The 20,714-nt window shown below is 69.6% G+C and carries 19 protein-coding genes; 5 read left to right on the top strand and 14 right to left on the bottom strand.

The features are described 5' to 3' along the window. Position 1: 1 nt before the first annotated feature. From DMH03_RS14215 to gatC, 6 genes are read right to left on the bottom strand one after another with little or no spacing between them, the layout of a single operon-like run. Positions 2–1,399 (bottom strand): S9 family peptidase, encoded by a 1,398-nt coding sequence (locus DMH03_RS14215; RefSeq protein ID WP_125792441.1) that lies wholly within the window; start codon positions 1,397–1,399, stop codon positions 2–4. A gap of 26 nt (positions 1,400–1,425) precedes the next feature. Continuing rightward, positions 1,426–2,166, bottom strand: a complete 741-nt coding sequence (locus DMH03_RS14210; protein ID WP_233611504.1) for a cupin — start codon at positions 2,164–2,166, stop codon at positions 1,426–1,428. 26 nt (positions 2,167–2,192) lie between these two features. Continuing rightward, positions 2,193–2,702: a hypothetical protein gene (locus DMH03_RS14205; protein ID WP_125792440.1), complete on the bottom strand. Its 510-nt coding sequence runs from the start codon at positions 2,700–2,702 to the stop codon at positions 2,193–2,195. Further along, positions 2,695–4,200 (bottom strand): Asp-tRNA(Asn)/Glu-tRNA(Gln) amidotransferase subunit GatB, encoded by a 1,506-nt coding sequence (gatB, locus tag DMH03_RS14200; protein WP_125792439.1) that lies wholly within the window; start codon positions 4,198–4,200, stop codon positions 2,695–2,697. The genes DMH03_RS14205 and gatB overlap by 8 nt, the downstream gene beginning before the upstream one ends. Then, positions 4,197–5,714: an Asp-tRNA(Asn)/Glu-tRNA(Gln) amidotransferase subunit GatA gene (gatA, locus tag DMH03_RS14195; RefSeq protein WP_125792438.1), complete on the bottom strand. Its 1,518-nt coding sequence runs from the start codon at positions 5,712–5,714 to the stop codon at positions 4,197–4,199. The genes gatB and gatA overlap by 4 nt, the downstream gene beginning before the upstream one ends. Beyond that, positions 5,711–6,010: an Asp-tRNA(Asn)/Glu-tRNA(Gln) amidotransferase subunit GatC gene (gene gatC / locus DMH03_RS14190; protein WP_005162012.1), complete on the bottom strand. Its 300-nt coding sequence runs from the start codon at positions 6,008–6,010 to the stop codon at positions 5,711–5,713. Before gatC ends, gatA begins: the two co-directional genes overlap by 4 nt. Before the next feature lie 244 nt (positions 6,011–6,254). On the opposite strand from gatC, the gene DMH03_RS14185 reads away from it, so the two are divergent. Beyond that, positions 6,255–6,908: an ACT domain-containing protein gene (locus tag DMH03_RS14185; protein ID WP_007031618.1), complete on the top strand. Its 654-nt coding sequence runs from the start codon at positions 6,255–6,257 to the stop codon at positions 6,906–6,908. A gap of 178 nt (positions 6,909–7,086) precedes the next feature. On the opposite strand, the gene DMH03_RS14180 is transcribed toward DMH03_RS14185, so the two are convergent. The 4 genes from DMH03_RS14180 to DMH03_RS14165 are packed head-to-tail and all read right to left on the bottom strand — an operon-like array spanning position 7,087 to position 11,472. Next, positions 7,087–7,584 (bottom strand): GNAT family N-acetyltransferase, encoded by a 498-nt coding sequence (locus tag DMH03_RS14180; RefSeq protein ID WP_125792437.1) that lies wholly within the window; start codon positions 7,582–7,584, stop codon positions 7,087–7,089. Beyond that, positions 7,577–9,709, bottom strand: a complete 2,133-nt coding sequence (gene ligA / locus DMH03_RS14175) for an NAD-dependent DNA ligase LigA (RefSeq protein ID WP_125792436.1) — start codon at positions 9,707–9,709, stop codon at positions 7,577–7,579. Before ligA ends, DMH03_RS14180 begins: the two co-directional genes overlap by 8 nt. A gap of 10 nt (positions 9,710–9,719) precedes the next feature. Beyond that, entirely contained in the window at positions 9,720–10,412 is a 693-nt protein-coding gene (locus DMH03_RS14170) for a hypothetical protein (protein ID WP_125792435.1), read from the bottom strand. 22 nt (positions 10,413–10,434) lie between these two features. Next, the gene (locus DMH03_RS14165; RefSeq protein ID WP_125792434.1) at positions 10,435–11,472 is read right to left on the bottom strand and encodes a methionine synthase; all 1,038 of its coding nucleotides are present in this window, start codon (positions 11,470–11,472) and stop codon (positions 10,435–10,437) included. A gap of 120 nt (positions 11,473–11,592) precedes the next feature. On the opposite strand from DMH03_RS14165, the gene DMH03_RS14160 reads away from it, so the two are divergent. The 3 genes from DMH03_RS14160 (at position 11,593) to DMH03_RS14150 (ending at position 14,599) form a co-directional block, all read left to right on the top strand. Continuing rightward, complete coding sequence (locus tag DMH03_RS14160) at positions 11,593–12,399, top strand: phospholipid scramblase-related protein (protein ID WP_125792433.1); 807 nt, start codon at positions 11,593–11,595, stop codon at positions 12,397–12,399. Positions 12,400–13,121: 722 nt separating this feature from the next. After that, the gene (locus DMH03_RS14155; RefSeq protein ID WP_125792432.1) at positions 13,122–14,159 is read left to right on the top strand and encodes an MBL fold metallo-hydrolase; all 1,038 of its coding nucleotides are present in this window, start codon (positions 13,122–13,124) and stop codon (positions 14,157–14,159) included. Next, positions 14,156–14,599, top strand: coding sequence for a GNAT family N-acetyltransferase (locus DMH03_RS14150; protein ID WP_125792431.1), 444 nt, complete (start codon positions 14,156–14,158; stop codon positions 14,597–14,599). Before DMH03_RS14155 ends, DMH03_RS14150 begins: the two co-directional genes overlap by 4 nt. Before the next feature lie 37 nt (positions 14,600–14,636). Here DMH03_RS14150 and mnmA read toward each other — a convergent pair whose 3' ends face one another. Genes mnmA through DMH03_RS14130 form a run of 4 tightly spaced genes read right to left on the bottom strand, consistent with a single transcriptional unit; the run spans position 14,637 to position 19,640 of the window. After that, a complete protein-coding gene (gene mnmA / locus DMH03_RS14145) occupies positions 14,637–15,728 on the bottom strand; it encodes a tRNA 2-thiouridine(34) synthase MnmA (protein ID WP_125792430.1) in 1,092 nt (363 codons plus the stop codon). 5 nt (positions 15,729–15,733) lie between these two features. After that, positions 15,734–16,930, bottom strand: coding sequence for a cysteine desulfurase family protein (locus DMH03_RS14140; protein ID WP_125792429.1), 1,197 nt, complete (start codon positions 16,928–16,930; stop codon positions 15,734–15,736). A gap of 49 nt (positions 16,931–16,979) precedes the next feature. Then, a complete protein-coding gene (locus DMH03_RS14135) occupies positions 16,980–18,350 on the bottom strand; it encodes an MFS transporter (RefSeq protein ID WP_125792428.1) in 1,371 nt (456 codons plus the stop codon). Between the two features lie 33 nt (positions 18,351–18,383). Then, entirely contained in the window at positions 18,384–19,640 is a 1,257-nt protein-coding gene (locus tag DMH03_RS14130; RefSeq protein ID WP_125792427.1) for a LuxR C-terminal-related transcriptional regulator, read from the bottom strand. Between the two features lie 134 nt (positions 19,641–19,774). On the opposite strand from DMH03_RS14130, the gene DMH03_RS14125 reads away from it, so the two are divergent. Beyond that, entirely contained in the window at positions 19,775–20,665 is an 891-nt protein-coding gene (locus DMH03_RS14125; RefSeq protein WP_125792426.1) for an NADP-dependent oxidoreductase, read from the top strand. Positions 20,666–20,714: the final 49 nt, after the last annotated feature.

Genomic DNA, 20,714 nt, shown 5'->3' with positions numbered 1-20,714 from the left:
CTTACCTCGACGGCCTCGGCTGGGCAGGCGGCGTGAACCGGGTGAACAACGGCGCCATGGCCTTCTCCTTGCCCAGCGGATCGAACAGCTCCGGCACGAGCCGATACGAGGATCCGAGCGCGGTCGCGGCGGCGGTGAGCAGGCGCGGATCGGTGGACGGCCAGTGTCCGGTGTCCACTCGGGACAGCAGGGTGCGGAGCAGGACGATCTCCTCGGCCGCGTTGAACGAACAGTGACCGCCCCGGCTGACGTAGGTCTGCCGCAGCAGAGCGGGATCACCGTTGCGCCGAACCTGGTCGCCGTACCACCGGGCCTGCCCCGCGACGGCGCCGCCGTCTCCGGTGGTGTGCGCGGTCAGCACGGGTGACGGCGTGGTCCCGCGCGCCACCGTGTAGCGGTGCATGTAGGCCTGCGCCTTCGGATCCGCCGAGATCCGCGGGGCCGCGGCGAGCCGGTCGAGGTCGGCTTGCAGATCCACGCCTCCCGCCCGGTACGCATGCCGCACCAGATCGAGCCCGGCCGAGCGGGCGAGCTGACTCCGGTAGTCGATCCCGGTGTTGAAGGAAGGGTTGCCACCGGCCCGGCGTTCGATTTCGGGGCGGGCGGACGGTCCGTAGCCGGGCAGGTAGGCCCCGGTGACCCACAGCGCCTGCTGCGCGAGGCGGTCGGCGGGCGCCGTCGGCTCCGGTTCGTGCGCGAGGGCCCAGCCCGGGATGGTGCCCAGCGCTCCGGCCAGCGCGATCCGCGCCCGGCCCGCCTCGGTCTTTTGGGCTTCGGCGACGACGGCTTCGAGTGCCGCCTGCGCGGCCTGCGGATCACGAGGCCGGACCAGGTCGATGTCCGCGTCCGGCGCCAGCAGGGTCTTGAGCGCGAAAAGCATGTCCAGAGCGCTGTTCCACGTGCCGTTGGTGTCGTACTCGCCGCACTGCGTCAGGACGCCGTCGAACCGGCCCGGGTTGTTCTCGGCCAGCTTCAGTGAGATCACGGCGCCCATGGACATCCCGCTGGTGATGGTCCGCCGCGGTTTCCCCACCTCGGCCTGGAACCAGTCCAGCAGCGCGATCTGGTCGGTCAAGGCCTCCTCGATCGCGTGCCCGAAAACGCCCTTGTAGTTCGACGCGGCCAGCGCGTAGCCCTGGTCGAGCAGCCAGGACTCGGTCTCGGGTCTGGTGGCCAGCATGATCTGTGCCGGCTTCCACGGGTCCACGTAGAGCCCGTGGCTGTAGAGCACCAGCGTGCCGTTCCAGCGTTTCGGCACTTTGACCAGGAAGTCCGCGCCGTCGATCGTTCCCTCGTGGACGTGCGGGCGTTCTTCGGCGGCCGCCGGCGCGGCGGTGAGCAGCGCGCCGAAGAGGAGCGCGACGAGCACGGTGACGAGTGTCCTGCGTGAGTGGGTCATACCGGGAAAAATAGGTGACTATATGGTCACATGTCAACCGGGTACTCCGTCCGGTGCCCGCACATGCCATAACCGTCCTCTTTGGACGGAGCGACCACCCGGACGCCGGACCGCTCCAGGTGGCTCACGTCGCCGTTCGCGAGCGCTTCCAGGTGTTCCCCGGTCAACTCGGCGGCGGCCAGCGCACCGGCGCGCCAGCGCGGGAACCAGGCGTCGACCTTCGGCGCGACCAGCGCGGCGGCCGCACGGTGGAAATCCCTCAGCGGGCCGGGGTTTCCCGACACGAGGGCGTCGCGGATCGGCAGATAGCCCTCGATCGCGAGATCGCGCGCGCCGAGGGCGGCGGCGTCGTCCGCGGGCATCGCGGCAGCATCCGCGTACGCGTCCGGGTCGGCGAGGATCGGCGGCGGGAAGGTGAAGACCGCGTCCCCCGCTTCGGGCAGCCCGCTGTTCTGCATGAGCACGGTGATCCGCAGGTCTTCGCGCTGCACCATCCGATGGACCGTGCCGGGCGCGAACCACGCGACGACGCCGGGCTCGAGTTCGGTCTCCCGGTAGCCGCCGACGTCGAGCGTCTGCACCGCGCCACGTCCGCCGGTGACGACGTAGGCCTCGGTGCAGGCCAGGTGCAGATGCGGGCTGCCGCCGCACACCCCGTCCGCCGCTTCCCATTCGTAGGCGCACAGATGGGAGAGGCCGATGCCTCCAGGAAGGGGGAACACGATGATCTCCTCGAAAGAAAGCGCTTTCTTCCTACTCGTTCGCATTCAGAGGACTAAATGCGAGAGGGGACTCAGGGGCGGCGGACGCGGGTTTCCGCGCGCAGGCGCCGGACGTCGACGAACGCGACGACCGCGGAGACGACGGCGGCGAACATGCCGAGGTAGCGGCCGAGGCCGGACCCGATCTCGATTCCGGCGGCGGAAAGGATCCCGCGCTGGTCGGCGTCGAACTGCCAGTCGAGGCTGATCCAGCCGAGCAGCATCAGCAGCAGCGCGCCGATGGCCGCCATCAGCCACAGATGCGGCAGGCCCGCGCGGCGGACGGCGTCGACGCGGCCGAACAGCACGACGGCGAGGCCGGGCAGGAAAAGCAGGAACACCGGCGCCCAGGAGAGGAAGCCCGACCGCCACGCGTCACGCGTGACGTCGTCGGCGGGCAACGTCGTCAGGACGTCCTCGATCTCCGGGCGCGACGCGGTCAGCGTCGTCCACGGCAGGAACAAGGCCACCAGCGCGAGCAGCCCGGCCGCGAGGCCGAGCCACTCACGCCAGGTGACCTTCTTCAAAGCGAGATCAGGCACCGACTCGCTCGACGATCAGTTCGCGCACGCGTTTGGCGTCGGCCTGGCCCTTGGTGGCCTTCATGACCGCGCCGACGATCGCCCCGGCCGCGGCCACCTTGCCGCCGCGGATCTTCTCGGCGACGTCGGGCTGCGCGGCCAGCGCCTCGTCGACCGCCGCGATGAGCGCGGAGTCGTCGGAGACGACCTTCAGGCCGCGCTTCTCGACGACCTCGGACGGCGAACCCTCGCCGGCGAGGACGCCCTGCACGACCTCCTTGGCCAGCTTGTTGGTCAGCTCACCGGAGTTGACCAGCGCGATGACCTCGGCCAGCTGCGCCGGGGAGATCGCCAGCTCCGCCAGTTCGATCTCGCGGGAGTTGGCCTCCTGCGCCAGCGTGTTGACCCACCAGCTGCGGGCCTCGTCCGGCGTCGCGCCCGCCTCGACGGTGGCGGCGACCAGATCGACCGCGCCGACGTTGAGCAGGTCGCGCAGTGCCTCGTCGGTCAGGTTCCACTCGCGCTGGATGCGCTTGCGGCGCTCCGACGGCATCTCGGGGAGCGTCTTGCGCAGCTCCTCGACCCATTCGCGCGACGGCGCGATCGGCACCAGGTCGGGCTCCGGGAAGTACCGGTAGTCCTCGGCGGTCTCCTTGGTGCGGCCGGGCGACGTGGTGCCGTCGGCCTCCTGGAAGTGCCGCGTCTCCTGCTTGATCGTGCCGCCGTCGGCGAGGATCGCCGCCTGGCGGGTCATCTCGTACCGCACGGCGCGCTCGACGCTGCGCAGCGAGTTGACGTTCTTTGTCTCGGTGCGCGTGCCGAATTCGGTCGCGTCCTTGGCCATCAGGGACACGTTCGCGTCGCAGCGCAGGGAACCTTGGTCCATGCGGACGTCGGAGACGTCCAGCGCGCTCAGCAGATCCCGCAGGGCGCTCACGTACGCGCGGGCGACCTCGGGGGCACGCTCGCCGGTGTGCTCGATCGTCTTGGTGACGATCTCGATCAGCGGAACGCCCGCGCGGTTGTAGTCGAGCAGCGAGTGCTCGGCGCCGTGGATCCGGCCGGTCGCGCCGCCGACGTGCAGCGACTTGCCGGTGTCCTCCTCCATATGCGCGCGCTCGATCTCGACGCGGACCCCCTCGCCGTCGTCCAGCGTCACGTCGAGGTAGCCGTTGAAGGCGATCGGCTCGTCGTACTGCGAGGTCTGGAAGTTCTTCGGCATGTCCGGATAGAAGTAGTTCTTCCGGGCGAACCGGCACCATTCGGCGATCTCGCAGTTGAGCGCGAGGCCGATGCGGATCGCACCTTCGATTGCCTTGGCGTTCACGACCGGCAGCGCACCGGGCATCCCGAGACAGGTCGGGCACACCTTGGTGTTCGGCTCGCCGCCGAACTCGTTGGCGCAGCCGCAGAACATCTTGGTGTTCGTGTTCAGCTCGACGTGCACCTCGAGGCCCAGCACCGGGTCGAACCGCTCGATGACGTCGGCGTAGTCCATCAACTCAACCACGGCGGTCACTTCTTTCCTCCCAGCTCCGGAACCTCGTGCACCAGCGAGCCACCGTTGGCAGCGTCGCGTGCGACCTCGTAGGCGGCGCCGACGCGGTACAGCCGGTCGTCGGCCATCGCGGGGGCCATGATCTGCAGGCCGACCGGCAGGCCGTCCTCGTGCGACAGTCCACTCGGGACGCTCATCGCGGCGTTGCCGGCGAGGTTCGACGGGATGGTGCAGAGGTCCGCCAGGTACATCGCCATCGGGTCGTCGACGCGCTCGCCGATCTTGAACGCGGTGGTCGGCGTGGTCGGCGAGACCAGCACGTCCACCTTTTCGTAGGCGGCTTCGAAGTCGCGCGTGATGAGCGTGCGGACCTTCTGCGCCGAGCCGTAGTAGGCGTCGTAGTAGCCGGAGGACAGCGCGTACGTGCCGAGCATGATGCGGCGTTTGACCTCGGGGCCGAAGCCCTTCTCGCGGGTCAGCGACATGACCTCTTCGGCGCTGTGGGCGCCGTCGTCGGACACGCGCAGGCCGTAGCGCATGGCGTCGAACCGGGCGAGGTTCGACGAGCACTCGCTCGGCGCGATCAGGTAGTACGCGGGCAGCGCGTAGGTGAAGTTCGGGCACGAGACCTCGACGACCTCGGCGCCGAGCGCGCGCAGCTGCTCGACGGCGGCTTCGAACGACCGCAACACGCCCGGCTGGTAGCCGTCGCCGGCGAATTCCTTCACCACGCCGACCCGGACGCCCTTGAGGTCACCGGTGAGGCCCTGGCGGGCCGCGGCGACCACCGGCGGGACCGGCGCGTCGATCGAGGTCGAGTCCATCGGGTCGTACCCGGCGATGACCTCGTGCAGCAGGGCGGCGTCGAGCACCGTCCGCGCGCAGGGACCTGCCTGGTCGAGCGACGACGAGAAGGCGACGAGACCGTAGCGGGAGACACCGCCGTACGTCGGCTTCACGCCGACGGTGCCGGTGACCGCGCCGGGCTGGCGGATCGAACCGCCGGTGTCGGTGCCGATCGCGATCGCGGCCTCGAACGCCGCGATGGACGCCGAGGAGCCACCGCCGGAACCGCCGGGGATACGGGCGTGGTCCCACGGGTTGTGCGTCGGGCCGAACGCGGAGTTCTCCGTGGAGGAGCCCATCGCGAACTCGTCCATGTTGGTCTTGCCGAGCACCACGACACCGGCTTCGCGCAGCTTGCGCGTCACGGTGGCGTCGTACGGCGGGATCCAGTTCTCCAGGGTCTTCGAACCGACCGTGGTCGGGATGCCCTTGGTGGTCAGCACGTCCTTGAGCGCCAGCGGCACACCGGCGAGCGGCGACTTCGGCGCCTTGCCCTCGGCGACGTCGGCGTCCACCGCGCGGGCCGCTTCGAGCGCGCCCTCGGTGTCCACGTGCAGGAACGCGTGGATGTGGTCGTCGACCTCGGCGATCCGGTCCAGGTGGGCCTTGGCGACCTCGACGGCCGACACCTCACGGGACTGGATCTTCTCCGCCAGCTCGGCGGCGGTCAGCTTGATGAGTTCGGTCACTGTTCTTCTCCCAGAATCCGCGGCACCCGGAAACGACCCTCTTCGCTGGCGGGCGCACCGGCCAGCGCCTGCTGCTGGGTCAGCCCCGGTCGGACCGTGTCCTCACGGAACACGTTGGTCAGCGGCACGGCGTGCGAAGTGGGCGGGACATCCTCGCCTGCGACCTCGCTCACCTTGGCCACCGAGTCCAGGATCTGGTCGAGCTGGCCTGCGAAGACGTCCAGCTCCTCTTCGGTGACGGCAAGCCTGGCCAGCTTGGCGAGGTGTGCGACCTCGTCGCGGGAAATGTTGGGCACGCGGGTGACTCCCGGGGTGTGCTGTGCGGGTTCTGTCGGAAGCTGCAAGTCTATGGTGGCGGCGTCGGCTGACTCGACTGGGTTATGCCGCGGCCTGCGCTCCCATGTCGGGTAAGGAGTGCTTGGTTCGTTATCCCGCGCCCCGGACGTCGGTCCCCATTACCTCGTCCGGTCTGTCACAATCGGCGCCCGGCGTAGCGCGTTCCACGGCGAGGCTGGGACGCCTGAGGCGAGAGGGGCGCGTGTGTCGTTCCTGATCCGGGTCCAATTACCGGACACCCCGGGGACCCTCGGCGCGGTCGCCACCGCGCTCGGCACCGTCGGCGCCGACATCCTGAGCGTGGACGTGGTCGAACGAGGCGGCGGTGTCGCCATCGACGACCTCGTCGTCGAGATCCCCTCCGGCAGGCTGCCGGACGCGCTCATCACCGCCGCCGAAAGCGTCGACGGTGTCGAGGTCGACGCCGTCCGCCCGTACGCCGGGGTGCTCGACACGCACCGCGAACTCGAACTGGTCGAGGAGATCGCCGCGAAGCCCGCTTCGGGGCTGGAGATCCTCGCCGAGGGTGTGCCGCGGATCATCCGCGCGGGCTGGGCCGTCGTCGTCGAGCACGCGGAGTCCGGCGCGGTGCGCCTGGCGTCGTCCAACGCCGCGCCCGAGACGCCGATCACCGACCTGCCGTGGCTGCCGCTGGAACGCGCCACCATCCTCGACGCCGAGGAGGCGTGGGTGCCGGAGACGTGGAAGGAACTGGGGACCGAACTCGCGGCCACGCCGCTGGGGAAGCCCGGGAAGGCGCTGTTGGTCGCGCGGCCGGGCGGGCCGAACTTCCGGGCCGCCGAGGTGGCGCGGTTGGCGCACTTCGCGGGCATCGTCGCCGTCGTGTTGGACAGCTGACCGCTCGCTCGCACCTCTCACGGATGTCATGAAAGGGTCGTTCAGGACATTTTTTGTCCTGAACGACCCTTTCATGACATCCGGAGCACGCGTGACTGACCCTTCACGCGCGCTATGAACGGTCCGTTACTTGCAAATTTTGCAAGTAACGGACCGTTCATAGCATTGGCGGAGGGGCTTAGGTGAGCTCCAGGCCGTAGGCGATCAGGGTCACCCCGGGATGCGGCTCCCAGTCCCGGTCGGGCAGCCGCACAAAGCCGAGCCGCTCGTAGAGCCGGTGTGCCCGCGTCATCGTGACCAGGCTGCACAGCACCACCCTCGCCACGGCCAGTTCCCGCGCCCGCGCGAGGACCGCCCTGGTCAGGGCCTCGCCGATGCCGCGTCCGGTCGCCGAGGGCAGCACCCCGAGCATCCGGAACTCCAGTTCGCCCTCGCGGGACAGTTCGGCGAACGGCGTGCCCGGCCGGGCGATGGTGACCGTGCCGACCGGCGTGCCGTCGCCGTCCACCGCGACCAGGAGTTCCGCCAGCTCCGCGCGGCGGGCGGCGTCGAGGAGTTCGGTGGCGTAGCCCACGCCGTCGACGAGGCTCCGTTCCGCGGAATACGCGGCCAGGGTGAGTTCCCCGACCGCCGTCAGCTCGTCGGGGCGGGCGGGCCGGATCTCCAGGTCACTCACCGTTTTCCTCCTCTGTCGGCAGCGCGAGTTCGGCGGCGGCCTCGGGGCCGCTTTCGAGCAGCACGCGGAAGCCGTTCTCGTCGAGCACCGGCACCTTCAGCTGGACCGCCTTGTCGTACTTCGTGCCCGGCGCGTCGCCGACGACCACGAACGCCGTCTTCTTCGACACCGAACCGGCCGCCTTCCCGCCGCGGGCCATGATGTATTCCTTGGCCTCGTCGCGGGAGTAGTCGTTCAGCGAACCGGTGACGACGATCGACAGGCCTTCGAGGTTGCGCGGGATGGACTCGTCGCGTTCCTCCTCCATCCGCACGCCGGCCGCGCGCCACTTCTCGACGATCTCGCGGTGCCAATCGACCTCGAACCACTCTTTCGCCGCACGCGCGATGGTCGGGCCGACGCCGTCGACGCTGGAGAGCTCCTCCTCCAAGGCGTTCTCGATCCGTTCGAGTGAGCCGAATTCCCGCGCGAGCGCCTGCGCCGCCGTCGGGCCGACGTGCCGGATCGACAGGCCGACGATGACCTTCCACAGTGGACGGTCCTTCACCGTTTCCAGGTTGTCCAGCAGCTTGCGCCCGTTGGCCGACAGCTCCCCCGCCTTGGTGCGGAACAGCTCCACCTGGAGCAGCTTTTCCTCGTCCAGATCGAAGATGTCGCCCTCGTCGTGCACGACACCGGCGTCCAGGATCGCGACCGCGGCCTCGTAGCCGAGCACCTCGATGTCGAACGCGCCCCGGCCACCGAGATGGAACAGCCGCTCCCGCAGCTGCGCCGGGCACGACCGCGAATTCGGGCAACGGATGTCGATGTCGCCCTCCTTCTGGTACGCCAGTTCGGTGTCGCAGTTGGGGCAGCGCAACGGCATGACGAACTCGCGCTCTTCGCCGGTGCGCGCGTCGGCGACCGGGCCGAGCACCTCGGGGATGACGTCGCCCGCCTTGCGGATGACGACCTTGTCCCCGATCAGCACGCCCTTGCGTTTGACCTCTTCCTGGTTGTGCAGCGTCGCCATCGCCACCGTGGACCCGGCCACCTTCACCGGCTCCATCACCGCGAACGGGGTGACCCGCCCGGTGCGGCCGACGTTGACCTGGATGTCCAGCAGGGTGGTGATCGCCTCTTCCGGCGGGTACTTGTAGGCGATCGCCCAGCGCGGCGCCCGCGAGGTCGTCCCGAGACGGCGTTGCAGCGCGACCTCGTCGACCTTGATGACGACGCCGTCGATCTCGTGCTCGGCGTCGTGCCGGTGCTCGCCCCAGTATTCGATGTGCGCCAGCAGTTCCTTGCCAGAACCGAGCACCTTGCTGTGCGGCGAGACCGGCAGGCCCCACGCGGCCAGCGCGTCGTATGCCTCGGACTGCCGCTTCGGTTCGAAGCCCGCACGTTTGCCGAGACCGTGGCAGATCAGCCGCAGATTGCGGGACTTCGTGATCTTGGGGTCCTTCTGCCGCAACGATCCGGCGGCGGTGTTGCGCGGGTTCGCGTACGGATCCTTTCCGGCCTCGACCATTTTCGCGTTGAGCGCCAGGAAATCTTCGACGCGGAAGTACACCTCGCCGCGGATCTCGACCAGCGCGGGCACCGGGAACTCGTCCGTCCCCGTCAGCCGCTCGGGCACCTGCTCCAGCGTGCGGACGTTGAGCGTGACGTCCTCGCCGGTGCGGCCGTCGCCCCTGGTCAGCGCGCGGGTCAGGCGGCCGTTCTCGTACAGCAGGTTGATCGCGAGCCCGTCGATCTTCAGTTCGGCGAGGTACTTCGTCGCGCCGATCTCCTTCTGGACCCGCTCGACCCAGGCTTCGAACTCCTCGGTGTCGAAGACGTTGTCCAAGCTGAGCATGCGCTCGAGGTGGTCGTGCGCGACGAACTCGGTGGAGAACGTGCCGCCGACGTTCTGCGTCGGCGACTCCGGCGTCACCAGCCCGGGATGCTCGTCCTCGATGGCCTGGAGTTCGTTGAGCAGCTCGTCGAACTGGCCGTCGGACACGATCGGTGAATCCAGCACGTAGTACCGGAACTGGTGACCGCGGATCTCCTCCGCCAGTTCGGCATGCCTTTCACGGACGTCGGCGGGTACGTCCGTGACATCCTGCGCGGGCTCGAGGTTTTCGGGAAGTTCGCTGCTCACGGGGGTGACTCTAGTCGGGGGTACCGACATTTCCGGACAGCCTGCCGACCACCTCACGCAGTTCCAGCAGGGTCAGCTGCCCGTCCTGGGCCTCGGTCACCAGCTCGACCTTGCGCAGCCGTTCGGCCGCGACCCGCTCACCCAGCGTGGCATCCAGCGGGAGGAAGGTCATGGTCGTCCGGGTCTCCGGCGCGAGCTCGTCGATCAGCGGATGGAACACGGTCACGTCCACCCGTCCGGCTGATTCGTCCACCTTCGCGGTCACCCGCACGTCGGCGAGCGCGATGCGGGTCTCGCCGAGGTTGACGGTGACCTCATTCGGATCGGGGACCGGCGGCACGGAGTCGTGGTACTCCCAGATCGCGTCCTCCGGCGGTGCCGCGGCCTTCCACGCGTCGGTGTACGGGCGCAGTTCCGGATCCTCCTGGCCGGTCAGCACCAGCGAGTAGATCGCCCGGTGCCCCCGGTCGAGGGAGAAGTGCAGCCGGGGGTGCAGCGCCTCGACGATGGTGCAGAGGTCGTGTTCCACCCGGTGCGGTTCACGGTCGCCGAGGGCGGCGCTGACCTCGGGCAGGAGCGCGAACCACGCCTCCCAGAAGGTCGCCGCCGCGGCGGCCGCGTCCTCGGGGACCGGCTGCTCCGGCCAGGCGGTGCGGGGGTCGGGAACGTCCTCGGACTTACGAGGTCGGCGGAACAAACGCATGAGAGGCACGCTACCGCGCCGTTCACCAGCCTTCAGGCGGTTCGGTGAAAGCCTTGCCCGCCTCGCGGCTGAGCGTGAGCGCGCGGCGCATCCAGTCGGGAGTGGCCCCCGCGAGACCGCACGCCGGGGTCGGCACGATCCGTTCGGCGAGGATCTCGCGGCGGAAACCCAGCCGGTCGACGAGTTTGAACACGGGCGTGACCAGGCCACGCAGCTCCACCGGCACGCCGGGATCGGTCGTGGGGACGAGCCCGAGCATCAACGTCGTACCGGAGTCCAGCGTCTCTCCGATCTCGTCGAGCTGCGCGGGCGAAGCACCTTTCAGCAGGGTGAAGTCGAAGGCGATCGCCTGCGCCCCCGCCGCGCGCAGCAACGAGATCGGCGGCTTCGGCGCGCAGCAGTGCACCGCGACCGGCTGTCCGGTGATGCGCTCCGCACCGGAGATCACCGTCGAAAGCAGGTCGCGTGCCTCCGGCGCGGGCACGGCGGCAACGGTGCCGTATCCGGACGCCGTCGGGAGATCGCCGGCGAGGACGTCGGGCAGCGACGGTTCGTCGAACTGGATCACCACCGGCGCACCGATGCGTGACTTCAGTTCCGCGACGTGCTCGACCAGTCCGTCGAGCAGCGACGCGGCGAAATCGCGCAGCGCGCCCTTGTCGGTGAGGATCCGGTGCCCGCGCGGGAGTTCGACGTTCGCGGCGAGTGTCCACGGCCCGGCGACCTGGATCTTGAAGGCGGGCGGCGCGGCGCCTGCCTTCTCCCTCGCCTCCTGGACGGCGTCGAGGTCCCAGTTCATCAGGTCGACGGCCCGGCGGTGGTCGTGCCCAGGACGGGCGGCGACCCGGTACCCGCTCGGTACCACCTCGACGGCGAGGTCGACCAGCAGCGCCGCCGTCCGGCCGATCATGTCGGCCCCGACACCGCGGGCGGGAAGTTCGGGCATACAGGGGAATTCGGGCAGTTCGCCGAACACGATCGAAGCGGCCTCGACCGGGTCGGTACCGGGCAGGGAACCGATCGCGGTGGCCGCGCCGAGAGGCCAAGGTCGTTCGTTCACACCCGGATTCTCCCCTTGGTCCGGCCTGAGAGCACGGCGGGGCGGGGGAGGACACGGACATTCGGCGCAATTGCCGTCGGCGAGCCCGTGACGGCGCCGAGCGGATTACTCTGACCTGCCATGACGAGCTCTCCACAGCCCGCCGGCTGGTATCCCGACCAGCAGAACCCCCGGATGTACCGGTGGTGGGACGGGCAGGCCTGGACCGCGAACACGCGACCTTCGCACGACGCCGAGATGATCGAGCTGGACATCGAAGGCGCACACGACCCGGCGAAGGTCCGGGCGCAGGCGGTGAGGGGGACCCAAGGCAGGAGCGGCGGGGCCACCGGCGGCGGCACGCTGTTCTCCGAACCCGTGCTGGTGGTCAACCAGCGCGCGAAACTCATCGAGATGTCGAATGAGTTCGGGGTGTTCGACCAGCACGGCAACCGCCTCGGCGGCGTCGTCCAGGTCGGGCAGAGCACGTTGAAGAAGGCCATCCGGCTGCTCACTAACTACGACCAGTTCCTCACCCACCGCTTCGAAATCCGCGACGCGAACCACAGCACCGTGCTGAAGGTGACGCGACCGGCGAAGGTGTTCAAATCCCGCTTCCTGGTGACGAAGGCCGACGACTCCCCGATCGGCGAAATCGTGCAGGAAAACGTCTTCGGCAAGATCCGGCTGGGGTTCGTGGTCGACGGCCGGAAGATCGGCGGCATCTTCGCCGAGAACTGGCGGGCGTGGAACTTCGTCGTCAAGGACGAAGCCGACGTCGAGATCGCGCGGATCACCAAGACCTGGGGCGGTTTCGTGAAGGCCGCCTTCACCACCGCCGACAACTACGTCGTCGAGATCCACCGGCCGCTGCGGGATCCGCTGGCTTCGATGGTGGTCGCCTCGGCGCTGACCATCGACACCGCGCTGAAGCAGGACACGAACTGACGCGGCCTTCCGGATAGCCGTCGATGCCCCCAATGTGGCATTGGGGACGGTCAGCGTCTCCAATGCCACATTGGGGGCATCACCCGACGGAGCTCGCTTCTGTTTTGGACTTGCACGAGCGCAATAATCCGGCCTCAGACGAGTCCCGCGTGTCGAGCCGAACATGTCTCGCCAGCCTCCTACGCTGCATCGCGAAGCTCGTCCACTTTCCTCCTCGTACGGCCGTCGAGGAGGAACCCCTGGCTTCTTGGCGCTGCCGAGCACAAGCCCGCGCGGTACTTCAGGGGGTGGAGGTGAAGGCCCATGGCACGAAAGGGCCGTAGTAACCGGTTCACCGTCAGAGTCAGATTCGAACTGACACTGACGGCGAACCATGTGGTAACCCTGGGCGTGCTGGCGCTGTTAGGCCTAGCAACCTTGTACCAGCACTAACCTGGGCAACTCATCGCCGGGGCTGTCCGGCCGGATGGCTCCGGCGATGGTTTGTAAGGTCGAAAGATTCGACCTTATCCACGTCACTGTAACCCCGTTGGTCTGCGTATACGCAACACATCGCCCGGCATGTTCTGCACTGATCTGCACTGATCTGCATCGCGGACCATCGCGGCACTGAACAACACGTGACCGGGGTCTCACCCGCACAAGTGGACACTCGGCTTCCGGCGGCTCAAGGTGGAGGGACTGGGGCGGCACGCTGGAGTGCGTCCGGGACGGAGGTCACCATGGAGCCGTTGCCCGAAGACGGCGAGCGGGACTGGGCCGAGCCAGGCGTCTACACGGTTTCGCCAGGGGTCCACCGGATCCCGCTGCCCCTGCCGCAGGACGCGCTGCGCGCGGTCAACGTCTACGTCGTCACCGACGGCACCCGGCTGGTCCTCGTCGACTCGGGCTGGGCGCTGGAGTCCGCCCGTGAGCGGCTTTCGCGCGGGTTGAAGGCGCTCGGCGCCGACCTCGGTGACATCGACGAATTCCTGATCACCCACGTGCATCGCGATCACTACACCCTCGCCGTGGAACTGCGCCGCGAATTCGGCGGCAAACTCGGGCTCGGGAAGCTGGAAGAGCCGTCGCTGACGCGTTCCGGCGATCCGGACCGGTTCCCGATGGAGGCGCAGGTCGGCCTGCTCGAACGCTGTGGCGCGGAGCCTGTCGTCGAGGAGCTGGCCAGGGCCTTCGGCGGTATCCGGCACACCGAGGCGCATCTGTGGGAGCAGCCGGACGAATGGCTCACCGCCGGCAAACGCGAGATCGTGCCCGGCCGCGAGTTCGACGTCGTGCACACGCCGGGCCATACGGCGGGGCACGTCGTCTTCGTCGACGACGAGGCGGGGCTGGTGTTCTCCGGCGACCACGTCCTGCCGCACATCACGCCGTCCATCGGATTCCAGCCGGTGCCCGCCGAACTGCCGCTGCGCGACTACCTCGACTCCCTGCGTCTGGTGCGCGGGATGCCGGACCGGCGCATGCTCCCCGCGCACGGCCCCGTCACCGACAGCGTCCACGCCCGCGTCGACGCGCTGCTGGAGCACCACCGCGACCGGCTCGAGGTCATGGGCGCCGAGATCACCGCGGACGTCACGACGGCGTACGAGGTCGCGCTGCGCCTCGGCTGGACGCGAAGGCGGCGCAAGCTCGGCGAAATGGACCCGTTCAACCAGATGCTCGCCGTCCTCGAGACCGGCTCGCATCTGGATCTGCTGGTGGCCCAAGGAAAACTGACCGAGAACGAGACCGACGGGGTGCGACACTACGCCTCATGATCATCCGTCAAGCGCGCCGGGAAGACGTCGCGGCGATCGTCGGGATGCTCGCCGACGACCAGATCGGCAGCACCCGTGATTCCACCGATGACCTCACGCCGTATCTGAAGGCCTTCGAGGAGATCGACGCCGATCCGGCGCAGCTGCTGATCGTCGCCGACGACGGCGGGGAGGCCGTCGGCACGCTCCAGCTGTCGATCATTCCGGGCCTGGCCAGGAAAGGCGCGCTGCGCGGGCAGATCGAGGCCGTCCGGGTGCGGGCGAGCCATCGCGGCTCCGGCCTCGGCGGCGATCTGATGAGGTGGGCCATCGACGAATCCCGGCGGCGGGGCTGCGCCCTCGTGCAGCTGACGTCGGACGTGAAACGCGAGGACGCGCACCGGTTCTACGAGCGCCTCGGTTTCGAAGCCACGCACACCGGCTTCAAGCTGAAGTTCTGAACTCTTCCCGCATTTAGTCCTCTGAATGCGGGAAGAGTCAGCGGGTACCTGAGATCTTCGCGCTGCCGAGCACGAGGTCGCCTTCGGTCGCGTCGGTGCGGTACAGCACGACGACCTGCCCGGGCGCGACGCCGCGCAGCGGCTCACGAAGCTGAATGGTCACCTCGTCACCCGAAACCTCAGCGACGGCCTCGACGATCCCGCCGTGCGCGCGCACCTGCACGACACACTCGGTCGGGCCGTCCAGCGGCCGCTCGCTCGGCCAGATCGGGCGGTCCGCCTCGATCACGTTCACGCCGAGGTCCCGCGCGGAACCGACCTTCACGGTGCCCGAAACCGGCTCCAGCGAAAGCACGTAGCGCGGCCGTCCGTCCGGCGCCGGCGCCTCGATGCCGAGCCCCTTGCGCTGGCCGACGGTGAAGCCGTGCACGCCGGTGTGCTCACCGAGCACGGCGCCGGTCTCGGCGTCGACGAGCTGGCCGGGACGCTGACCGAGCCGTTTCTCCAGGAAGCTCTTGGTGTCGCCGTCCGGGATGAAGCAGATGTCGTGGCTGTCCGGCTTCTTCGCGACCGAAAGGCCACGGCTCGCGGCCTCGGCACGCACGTCGGTCTTCCACGAATCCCCCAGCGGGAACAGCGAATGCCGCAGCTGTTCCGGGGTGAGCGAGGCCAGCACGTAGGACTGGTCCTTGCCGGAGTCGACGCTGCGCCGCAGTTCCGGCACACCATCCACAAGGGACAGACGGGCGTAGTGCCCGGTGGCGACCGCGTCGAAGCCGAGCGCCATCGCCTTGTCCAGCAACGCTTCGAACTTGATCTTCTCGTTGCAGGTGACACACGGGTTGGGCGTCCGGCCCGCGGCGTATTCGCCGACGAAGGTTTCGATGACCTCTTCGGTGAACCGCTCGGCGAAGTCCCAGATGTAGAACGGGATGCCGAGGATGTCCGCGGCGCGTCGCGCGTCGCCCGAGTCCTCGATCGTGCAGCAGCCCCGGGATCCGGTGCGCAGCGTGCCGGGCTTCGCCGACAGCGCCAGGTGCACGCCGACGACCTCGTGCCCGGCGTCCACGGCGCGCGCGGCGGCCACCGCCGAGTCCACTCCCCCGCTCATCGCGGCCAGTACGCGCATCTTCCTCACACCTCTTGCTTCTGCGTCTGCTTGCGCATTCCGGCGAGTCCCGCCTGCCTCGCCCTGTCGACGACGCCCGCGATCTCCTTCGAAACCGCTTCAACGTCTTCCGGCGCCGAGGTATGCCCGAACGAGAACCGCAGCGATCCGCGCGCGGCCGCGGGTTCGGCGCCCATGGCCAGCAGCACGTGGCTCGGCTGCGCGACACCCGCCGTGCACGCCGAACCGGTGGAACATTCGATGCCCTTGGCGTCCAAGAGCATCAACAGGCTGTCACCCGCGCAACCCGGAAAGGTGAAATGGGCGTGGGTGGGCAGGCGCTCGCCCTCGCCGCCGTTGAGCACCGCGTCCGGCACCTCGCGCCGGACGGCCTCGATCAGGTCGTCCCGCAGTTCGGCGACGCGTTTGGCGTATTCCTCGCGGCCGTCGACCGTGGCCTTCACCGCTGTCGCGAACGCGATCACCGCGGGGACGTCGAGCGTGCCCGAACGCACGGCTCGCTCCTGGCCGCCGCCGTGCAGGACCGGCACGCACGCGGTGTCGCGGCCGAGCAGCAGCGCGCCGACGCCGTACGGGCCGCCCAGTTTGTGCGCGGTCAGGGTCAGCGCGGCCGCTCCGCTCTCGGCGAAGTCGACCGGGACCGCGCCGACGGCCTGCACTGCGTCGGTGTGCAGCGGGATGTCGTGTTCGGCGCAGACGGCGGCGAGTCCGGCGATCGGGTTGACCGTGCCGACCTCGTTGTTCGCCCACATCACGGTGGCCAGCGCGACCGTCTCGGGGCTGTCGCCGATGGCGGTGCGCAGCGACTCCGGCGTCACCCGGCCCGCCTGATCGACCTCGACCCAGACGATCTCGGCGTCCGCGTGCTGCTCCAGCCACTCGACGGACTCGAGGACGGCGTGATGCTCGACGGTGCTGCACAGCACCCGGTTCCGCTGCGGGTCCTCGCCGTTGCGGGCCCAGAAGATGCCCTTGACCGCGAGGTTGTCGCTCTCCGTGCCGCCGGCGGTGAAGATCACCTCGGACGGCCGGGCGCCCAGCGCCTCCGCGATCACTTCGCGGGCTTCGGCGGCGCGGCGGCGGGCCCGGCGCCCCGAGGAATGCAGCGCGGAGGCGTTGCCCACTGTGGACAGCGCCTCTGACATCGCCGCTACGGCTTCGGGCAACATCGGGGTGGTCGCCGCGTGGTCGAGATAGGTCATCGCACCCTTCAGGGTAGCCCGCTCCGGGGCGTGACCAAGCCCACCCTGCTCAGCGGGTGGCGCCGCTCATACCGGACGGCCACCGGCCGGTCACCCGCACCCCGAGCAACGCGATGCCGGTCAGCACGATCGAAAGCACCACGATCGCGACCGAAGGCTCCTTCGCCGACGCCAAGGAAGCGAGCAGAACTCCACCCAAACCGATGGTCAGAGCCGATCCGACCCAGTCACCGAGCTGCAGCGCCGAGGTGTTGAAGCCGCGTTCGGCCTCCGGCGAGTAGCGGAGCAGCAGCACCGAGATCGCGGGCATCGCGATACCCATCCCGGCGCCGCCGACGGCCGACGCCACGAACGCCATCCAGCTGGGGAACGAGGGCAGCGGCACGAAGACGAAGATCGCCAAACCGGCCGCGACCAGCGCGAACCCGGTCCGCAGGGACGCTTCGCGCGACCAGTCCAGCATGCGGCCCTGCAGCATCGAGCCCGCCGACCAACCCAGCGCGGTCACCGTGAGCGGCAGCCCGGCCAGCGCGGGGCTGTAGCCGTGGACCTCGGTCATCGTGAGCGGCAGGTACGCCTCCATCCCGGCGTACGCGCCCGCGATCAGCGCGCGCGAGGCGATCACTGTCGGCAACCCCGGCCGCGACGTCAGCGTGCCGACGGGCAGGAGTTTGCGGAGGGCGTACGCGAGGGCGAAGAGACCTGCGCCGCCGTAGGCCAGGGCCGCGAGGGACGGGTGCTGTGCCGCCCAGGTGAGCGCGGCGACGCCGAGGGCGGCGACCACCGCGGGCACGACCCCGGCCCGGCTGGCGGATTCGCCGGGTACGTGGGCGGGCAGCTTGCGCGTGACCAGGACCAGCAACGCGAGCCCGATCCCGGTGAGCGGGATCAGTCCCAGGAACACCCAGCGCCAGCCGACGCTCACGGTCACCACTCCCGCGATCGAAGGGCCGATCACCGCGGGCAGCACCCACGCGGCGGCGTTGGCGGCGTAGATCACCGGACGTTCGCGATCGCTGAAGGTGAGCGCGATCAGCAGCGACACAGAGACCAGCAGGAGACCGGAACCGAAGCCCTGCAATCCCCTGCCGAGCAGGAGCAGCGGCATGTCGTGCGCGAGCCCCGCGACCAGCAGCCCGGCGGCGAACAGCGCGGTACCGGCGAGCAGCGCGGGCGCCGGGCCCTTGCGGTCGCCGAGGCGTCCGGAAAGGACGGTCGCGACCACGCTGGCGACCAGGAAGGTGGTGAAGGGCCAGGCGTACAGCGCGAGGCCGTCGAGATCGGCGACCATCGTCGGCATCGCGGTGGCGACGCCCATGCTCTCGAACGCGATGAGGGTGACCATGAGCAGCAACCCGATGGTGGTCACGCGGTGCTCAGGTGTCCACAGCACACCCTTCTTTTCCCCAGTGATCGTCATACGACGAGCCTGCAACCTCCAGCTGGGTGGAGGTCAAGCGCTGACGGACTCCAGGCGCAGCTCCCGCGCCAGCACGGCGGCCTCGCCGCGCGAGGTGACTTCCAGCTTCCCGAGGATCTTCCGCACGTGGAACTTCACCGTGTGTTCGGTCAGCGCCAGCTCTTCGGCGATCTGCCGGTTCCGCTTCCCGCGCGCGATCCCGGCGAGGACTTCGAGTTCACGCGGGTTCAGCCGGTCGAGCGGGCGCAGTTCCGGCGTTTCCCGGACACCCAACGGCAGGACGGCGGTGATCGTGGCACCCCAATCGGGTACCGCGTCGACCTCCCAGCGACCGCCGAGCGGGGTGATCCGCTCGGTGAGACCGGTGGCGGGCACGGCGCGGGCGATGTCCGGGCCGTCGTCCCGCACGGTGACCCGGAGCGTCTCCCCGTCGATCCGCCAGGACGCCCGGACCCGGGTGCTGCCCCGCTCCAGCGCGGAGAGCACGAGGCCGCGAGAGACCGTGCGCGCGGTGTGCGCGATGTCCTGCGGGAGCGGCCGTCCGTCACCGGGCCCGGCGAGCTCGACGGTCACGTCGTTGTGGCGCACCAAGGGATCCAGCTGCGTGACAAGGGTGTCGAACGCCTCCGACGCCGGCTCCGCCGAGAGTTCCTGATCGCGGTCCGCGATCGAGCGCAGTTCGACCAGCGCGGTCGCGGCGAGGTCGGTCGCGGCCTGCCGGGCGGCGGCGTCGCCGAGCCGCCGTGATCGCAGCACCGAGAGCAACGACGTCAACGCGGTCGCGTGGGTCTGCCCCAGATCGGTGATCGCCCGCGCCCGCGCGGTCGCGGCCGCGATGTTGCTCTCCAGGACCGCGGGCTCGGGGGCGGTGGGGCGCTGGGCGGCGTTCACGCTGACGATGTCCCACAGTTTGGCGACGAACTCGAGCGCGCCGTCCGCGGGCGCGTCCTCGGCAGGGACGAGCGCGATCATCGCGCCCTTGCCGATCACCGGGGCCGAGGTCAGGACGACCAGTTTCCGGCGTTTCCCGCCGAGTGTCTCCTCGGTGACCACCGCCTGGCCCGGAACGCCGAACGAGGCGAGCCGCTGGAGCTCCGCACTCGTGACCGCGCCGGTGATCTCAGGATCGCCGTGGACCTTGATCGGGAGGCGGGAGCAGTCACCGGTCTCCATGGCCGCCGCGCGATGCGGCAGGAACGCGGCGGCGGTCGCGGAGAAACGCGGCAAGAGTTCGGGGCGCGGAGCGGCGAGCATGTACTCGACCTGGCTCAACACGTGCAGCGGGTCCATGAGTCCACAGTAGGCGCGTCCCGGCGCGGGCACGCTGCTCTCCCGGCTAGCGAACACTGCTCGTCCGAGCGGTTCGGGCGGTGTCCGGGCGCCGGTTGACTGATCGCAGCGAAGAAATCCCGATAGGAGTGAACATGCGAGCGATCACCATCACCCAGTACGGCGAAGCGGACGTCCTGGGGCTTGCCGAGGTCCCGCTGCCGGAGCCCGGTCCTGGCCAGGTGCGGGTCGCGGTCAAGGCGGCCGGCGTGAACCCGATCGACTGGAAGATCCGGTCCGGTGCCATGGCGGAGATCCGCCCGGTCGAGTTCCCGCACATCCTCGGCCTCGAACTGGCGGGCGTGGTGGACGCGGTGGGCGAAGGCGCCGGTTTCGCCGTCGGGGACGAGGTCTTCGGCTGGTCCGACACCGGCACGTACGCGGAGTACGCGCTGGCGACCAACGTCATCCGCAAACCCGCCGGGCTTTCGTGGTCCGAGGCCGCCGCGCTGCCCATCGCCGGTGAGACGGCGTTGCGAGTACTGGGCGAACTCGAAGTCAAGCCGGGCGAGACGGTGGTGCTCCACGGCGCGAGCGGCCAGGTCGGCCGGATCGCCACGCAGGCCGCGGTCGCACTCGGCGCCACGGTCATCGGGCTCGCCGGTGCTTCGTCGCTGGACGAGGTGAAGGCGCTGGGCGCTCTCGCGGTCCAGTACGGCGACGGCTGGGTGTCGCGGGTCCGCTCGGTGGCGCCGGACGGCGTCGACGCGGTGTTCGACGCGGCGGGCTTCGGTGTGCTGGGTGAGTCCGTCGAACTGCTCGGATCACCCGCCCGGCTGATCACCATCGCCGACCCGTCCGCGTACGCGCAGGGGCTGAAGTTCTCGGCGGGCGGCTCGGAAAGCGCTGCGGTGCTCGAGGATCTGGTCGCGCGGGGGTTGAAGCTGAAGCTGGGCTCCAGCTATGGGCTCGCCGATGCGGCCGAGGCGCATCGGGAGAGCGCTACCGGTCACGCGGGCGGGAAGATCACGCTGACCTTCGACTGACGGCCGCGTGAGCCCACCGGCGGCTGCTATGAACGGACCGTTCCTTGCA

Origin of the sequence: Amycolatopsis sp. WAC 01376 (assembly GCF_003947415.1) — a bacterium.
Lineage (GTDB): Bacteria > Actinomycetota > Actinomycetes > Mycobacteriales > Pseudonocardiaceae > Amycolatopsis.
Note: the sequence above shows the minus strand (reverse complement) of the source record. Positions and strands in the feature narration are given on the sequence as shown.

What these genes read in the sequence shown, in the direction of transcription:
- DMH03_RS14215 (WP_125792441.1), bottom strand. Translation starts at nt 1,399, where the DNA reads ATGACCCACTCACGCAGGACACTCGTCACCGTGCTCGTCGCGCTCCTC.
- DMH03_RS14210 (WP_233611504.1), bottom strand. Translation starts at nt 2,166, where the DNA reads ATGCGAACGAGTAGGAAGAAAGCGCTTTCTTTCGAGGAGATCATCGTG.
- DMH03_RS14170 (WP_125792435.1), bottom strand. Translation starts at nt 10,412, where the DNA reads ATGCGTTTGTTCCGCCGACCTCGTAAGTCCGAGGACGTTCCCGACCCC.
- DMH03_RS14160 (WP_125792433.1), top strand. Translation starts at nt 11,593, where the DNA reads ATGACGAGCTCTCCACAGCCCGCCGGCTGGTATCCCGACCAGCAGAAC.
- DMH03_RS14155 (WP_125792432.1), top strand. Translation starts at nt 13,122, where the DNA reads ATGGAGCCGTTGCCCGAAGACGGCGAGCGGGACTGGGCCGAGCCAGGC.
- DMH03_RS14150 (WP_125792431.1), top strand. Translation starts at nt 14,156, where the DNA reads ATGATCATCCGTCAAGCGCGCCGGGAAGACGTCGCGGCGATCGTCGGG.
- mnmA (WP_125792430.1), bottom strand. Translation starts at nt 15,728, where the DNA reads ATGCGCGTACTGGCCGCGATGAGCGGGGGAGTGGACTCGGCGGTGGCC.
- DMH03_RS14140 (WP_125792429.1), bottom strand. Translation starts at nt 16,930, where the DNA reads ATGACCTATCTCGACCACGCGGCGACCACCCCGATGTTGCCCGAAGCC.
- DMH03_RS14135 (WP_125792428.1), bottom strand. Translation starts at nt 18,350, where the DNA reads ATGACGATCACTGGGGAAAAGAAGGGTGTGCTGTGGACACCTGAGCAC.
- DMH03_RS14130 (WP_125792427.1), bottom strand. Translation starts at nt 19,640, where the DNA reads ATGGACCCGCTGCACGTGTTGAGCCAGGTCGAGTACATGCTCGCCGCT.
- DMH03_RS14125 (WP_125792426.1), top strand. Translation starts at nt 19,775, where the DNA reads ATGCGAGCGATCACCATCACCCAGTACGGCGAAGCGGACGTCCTGGGG.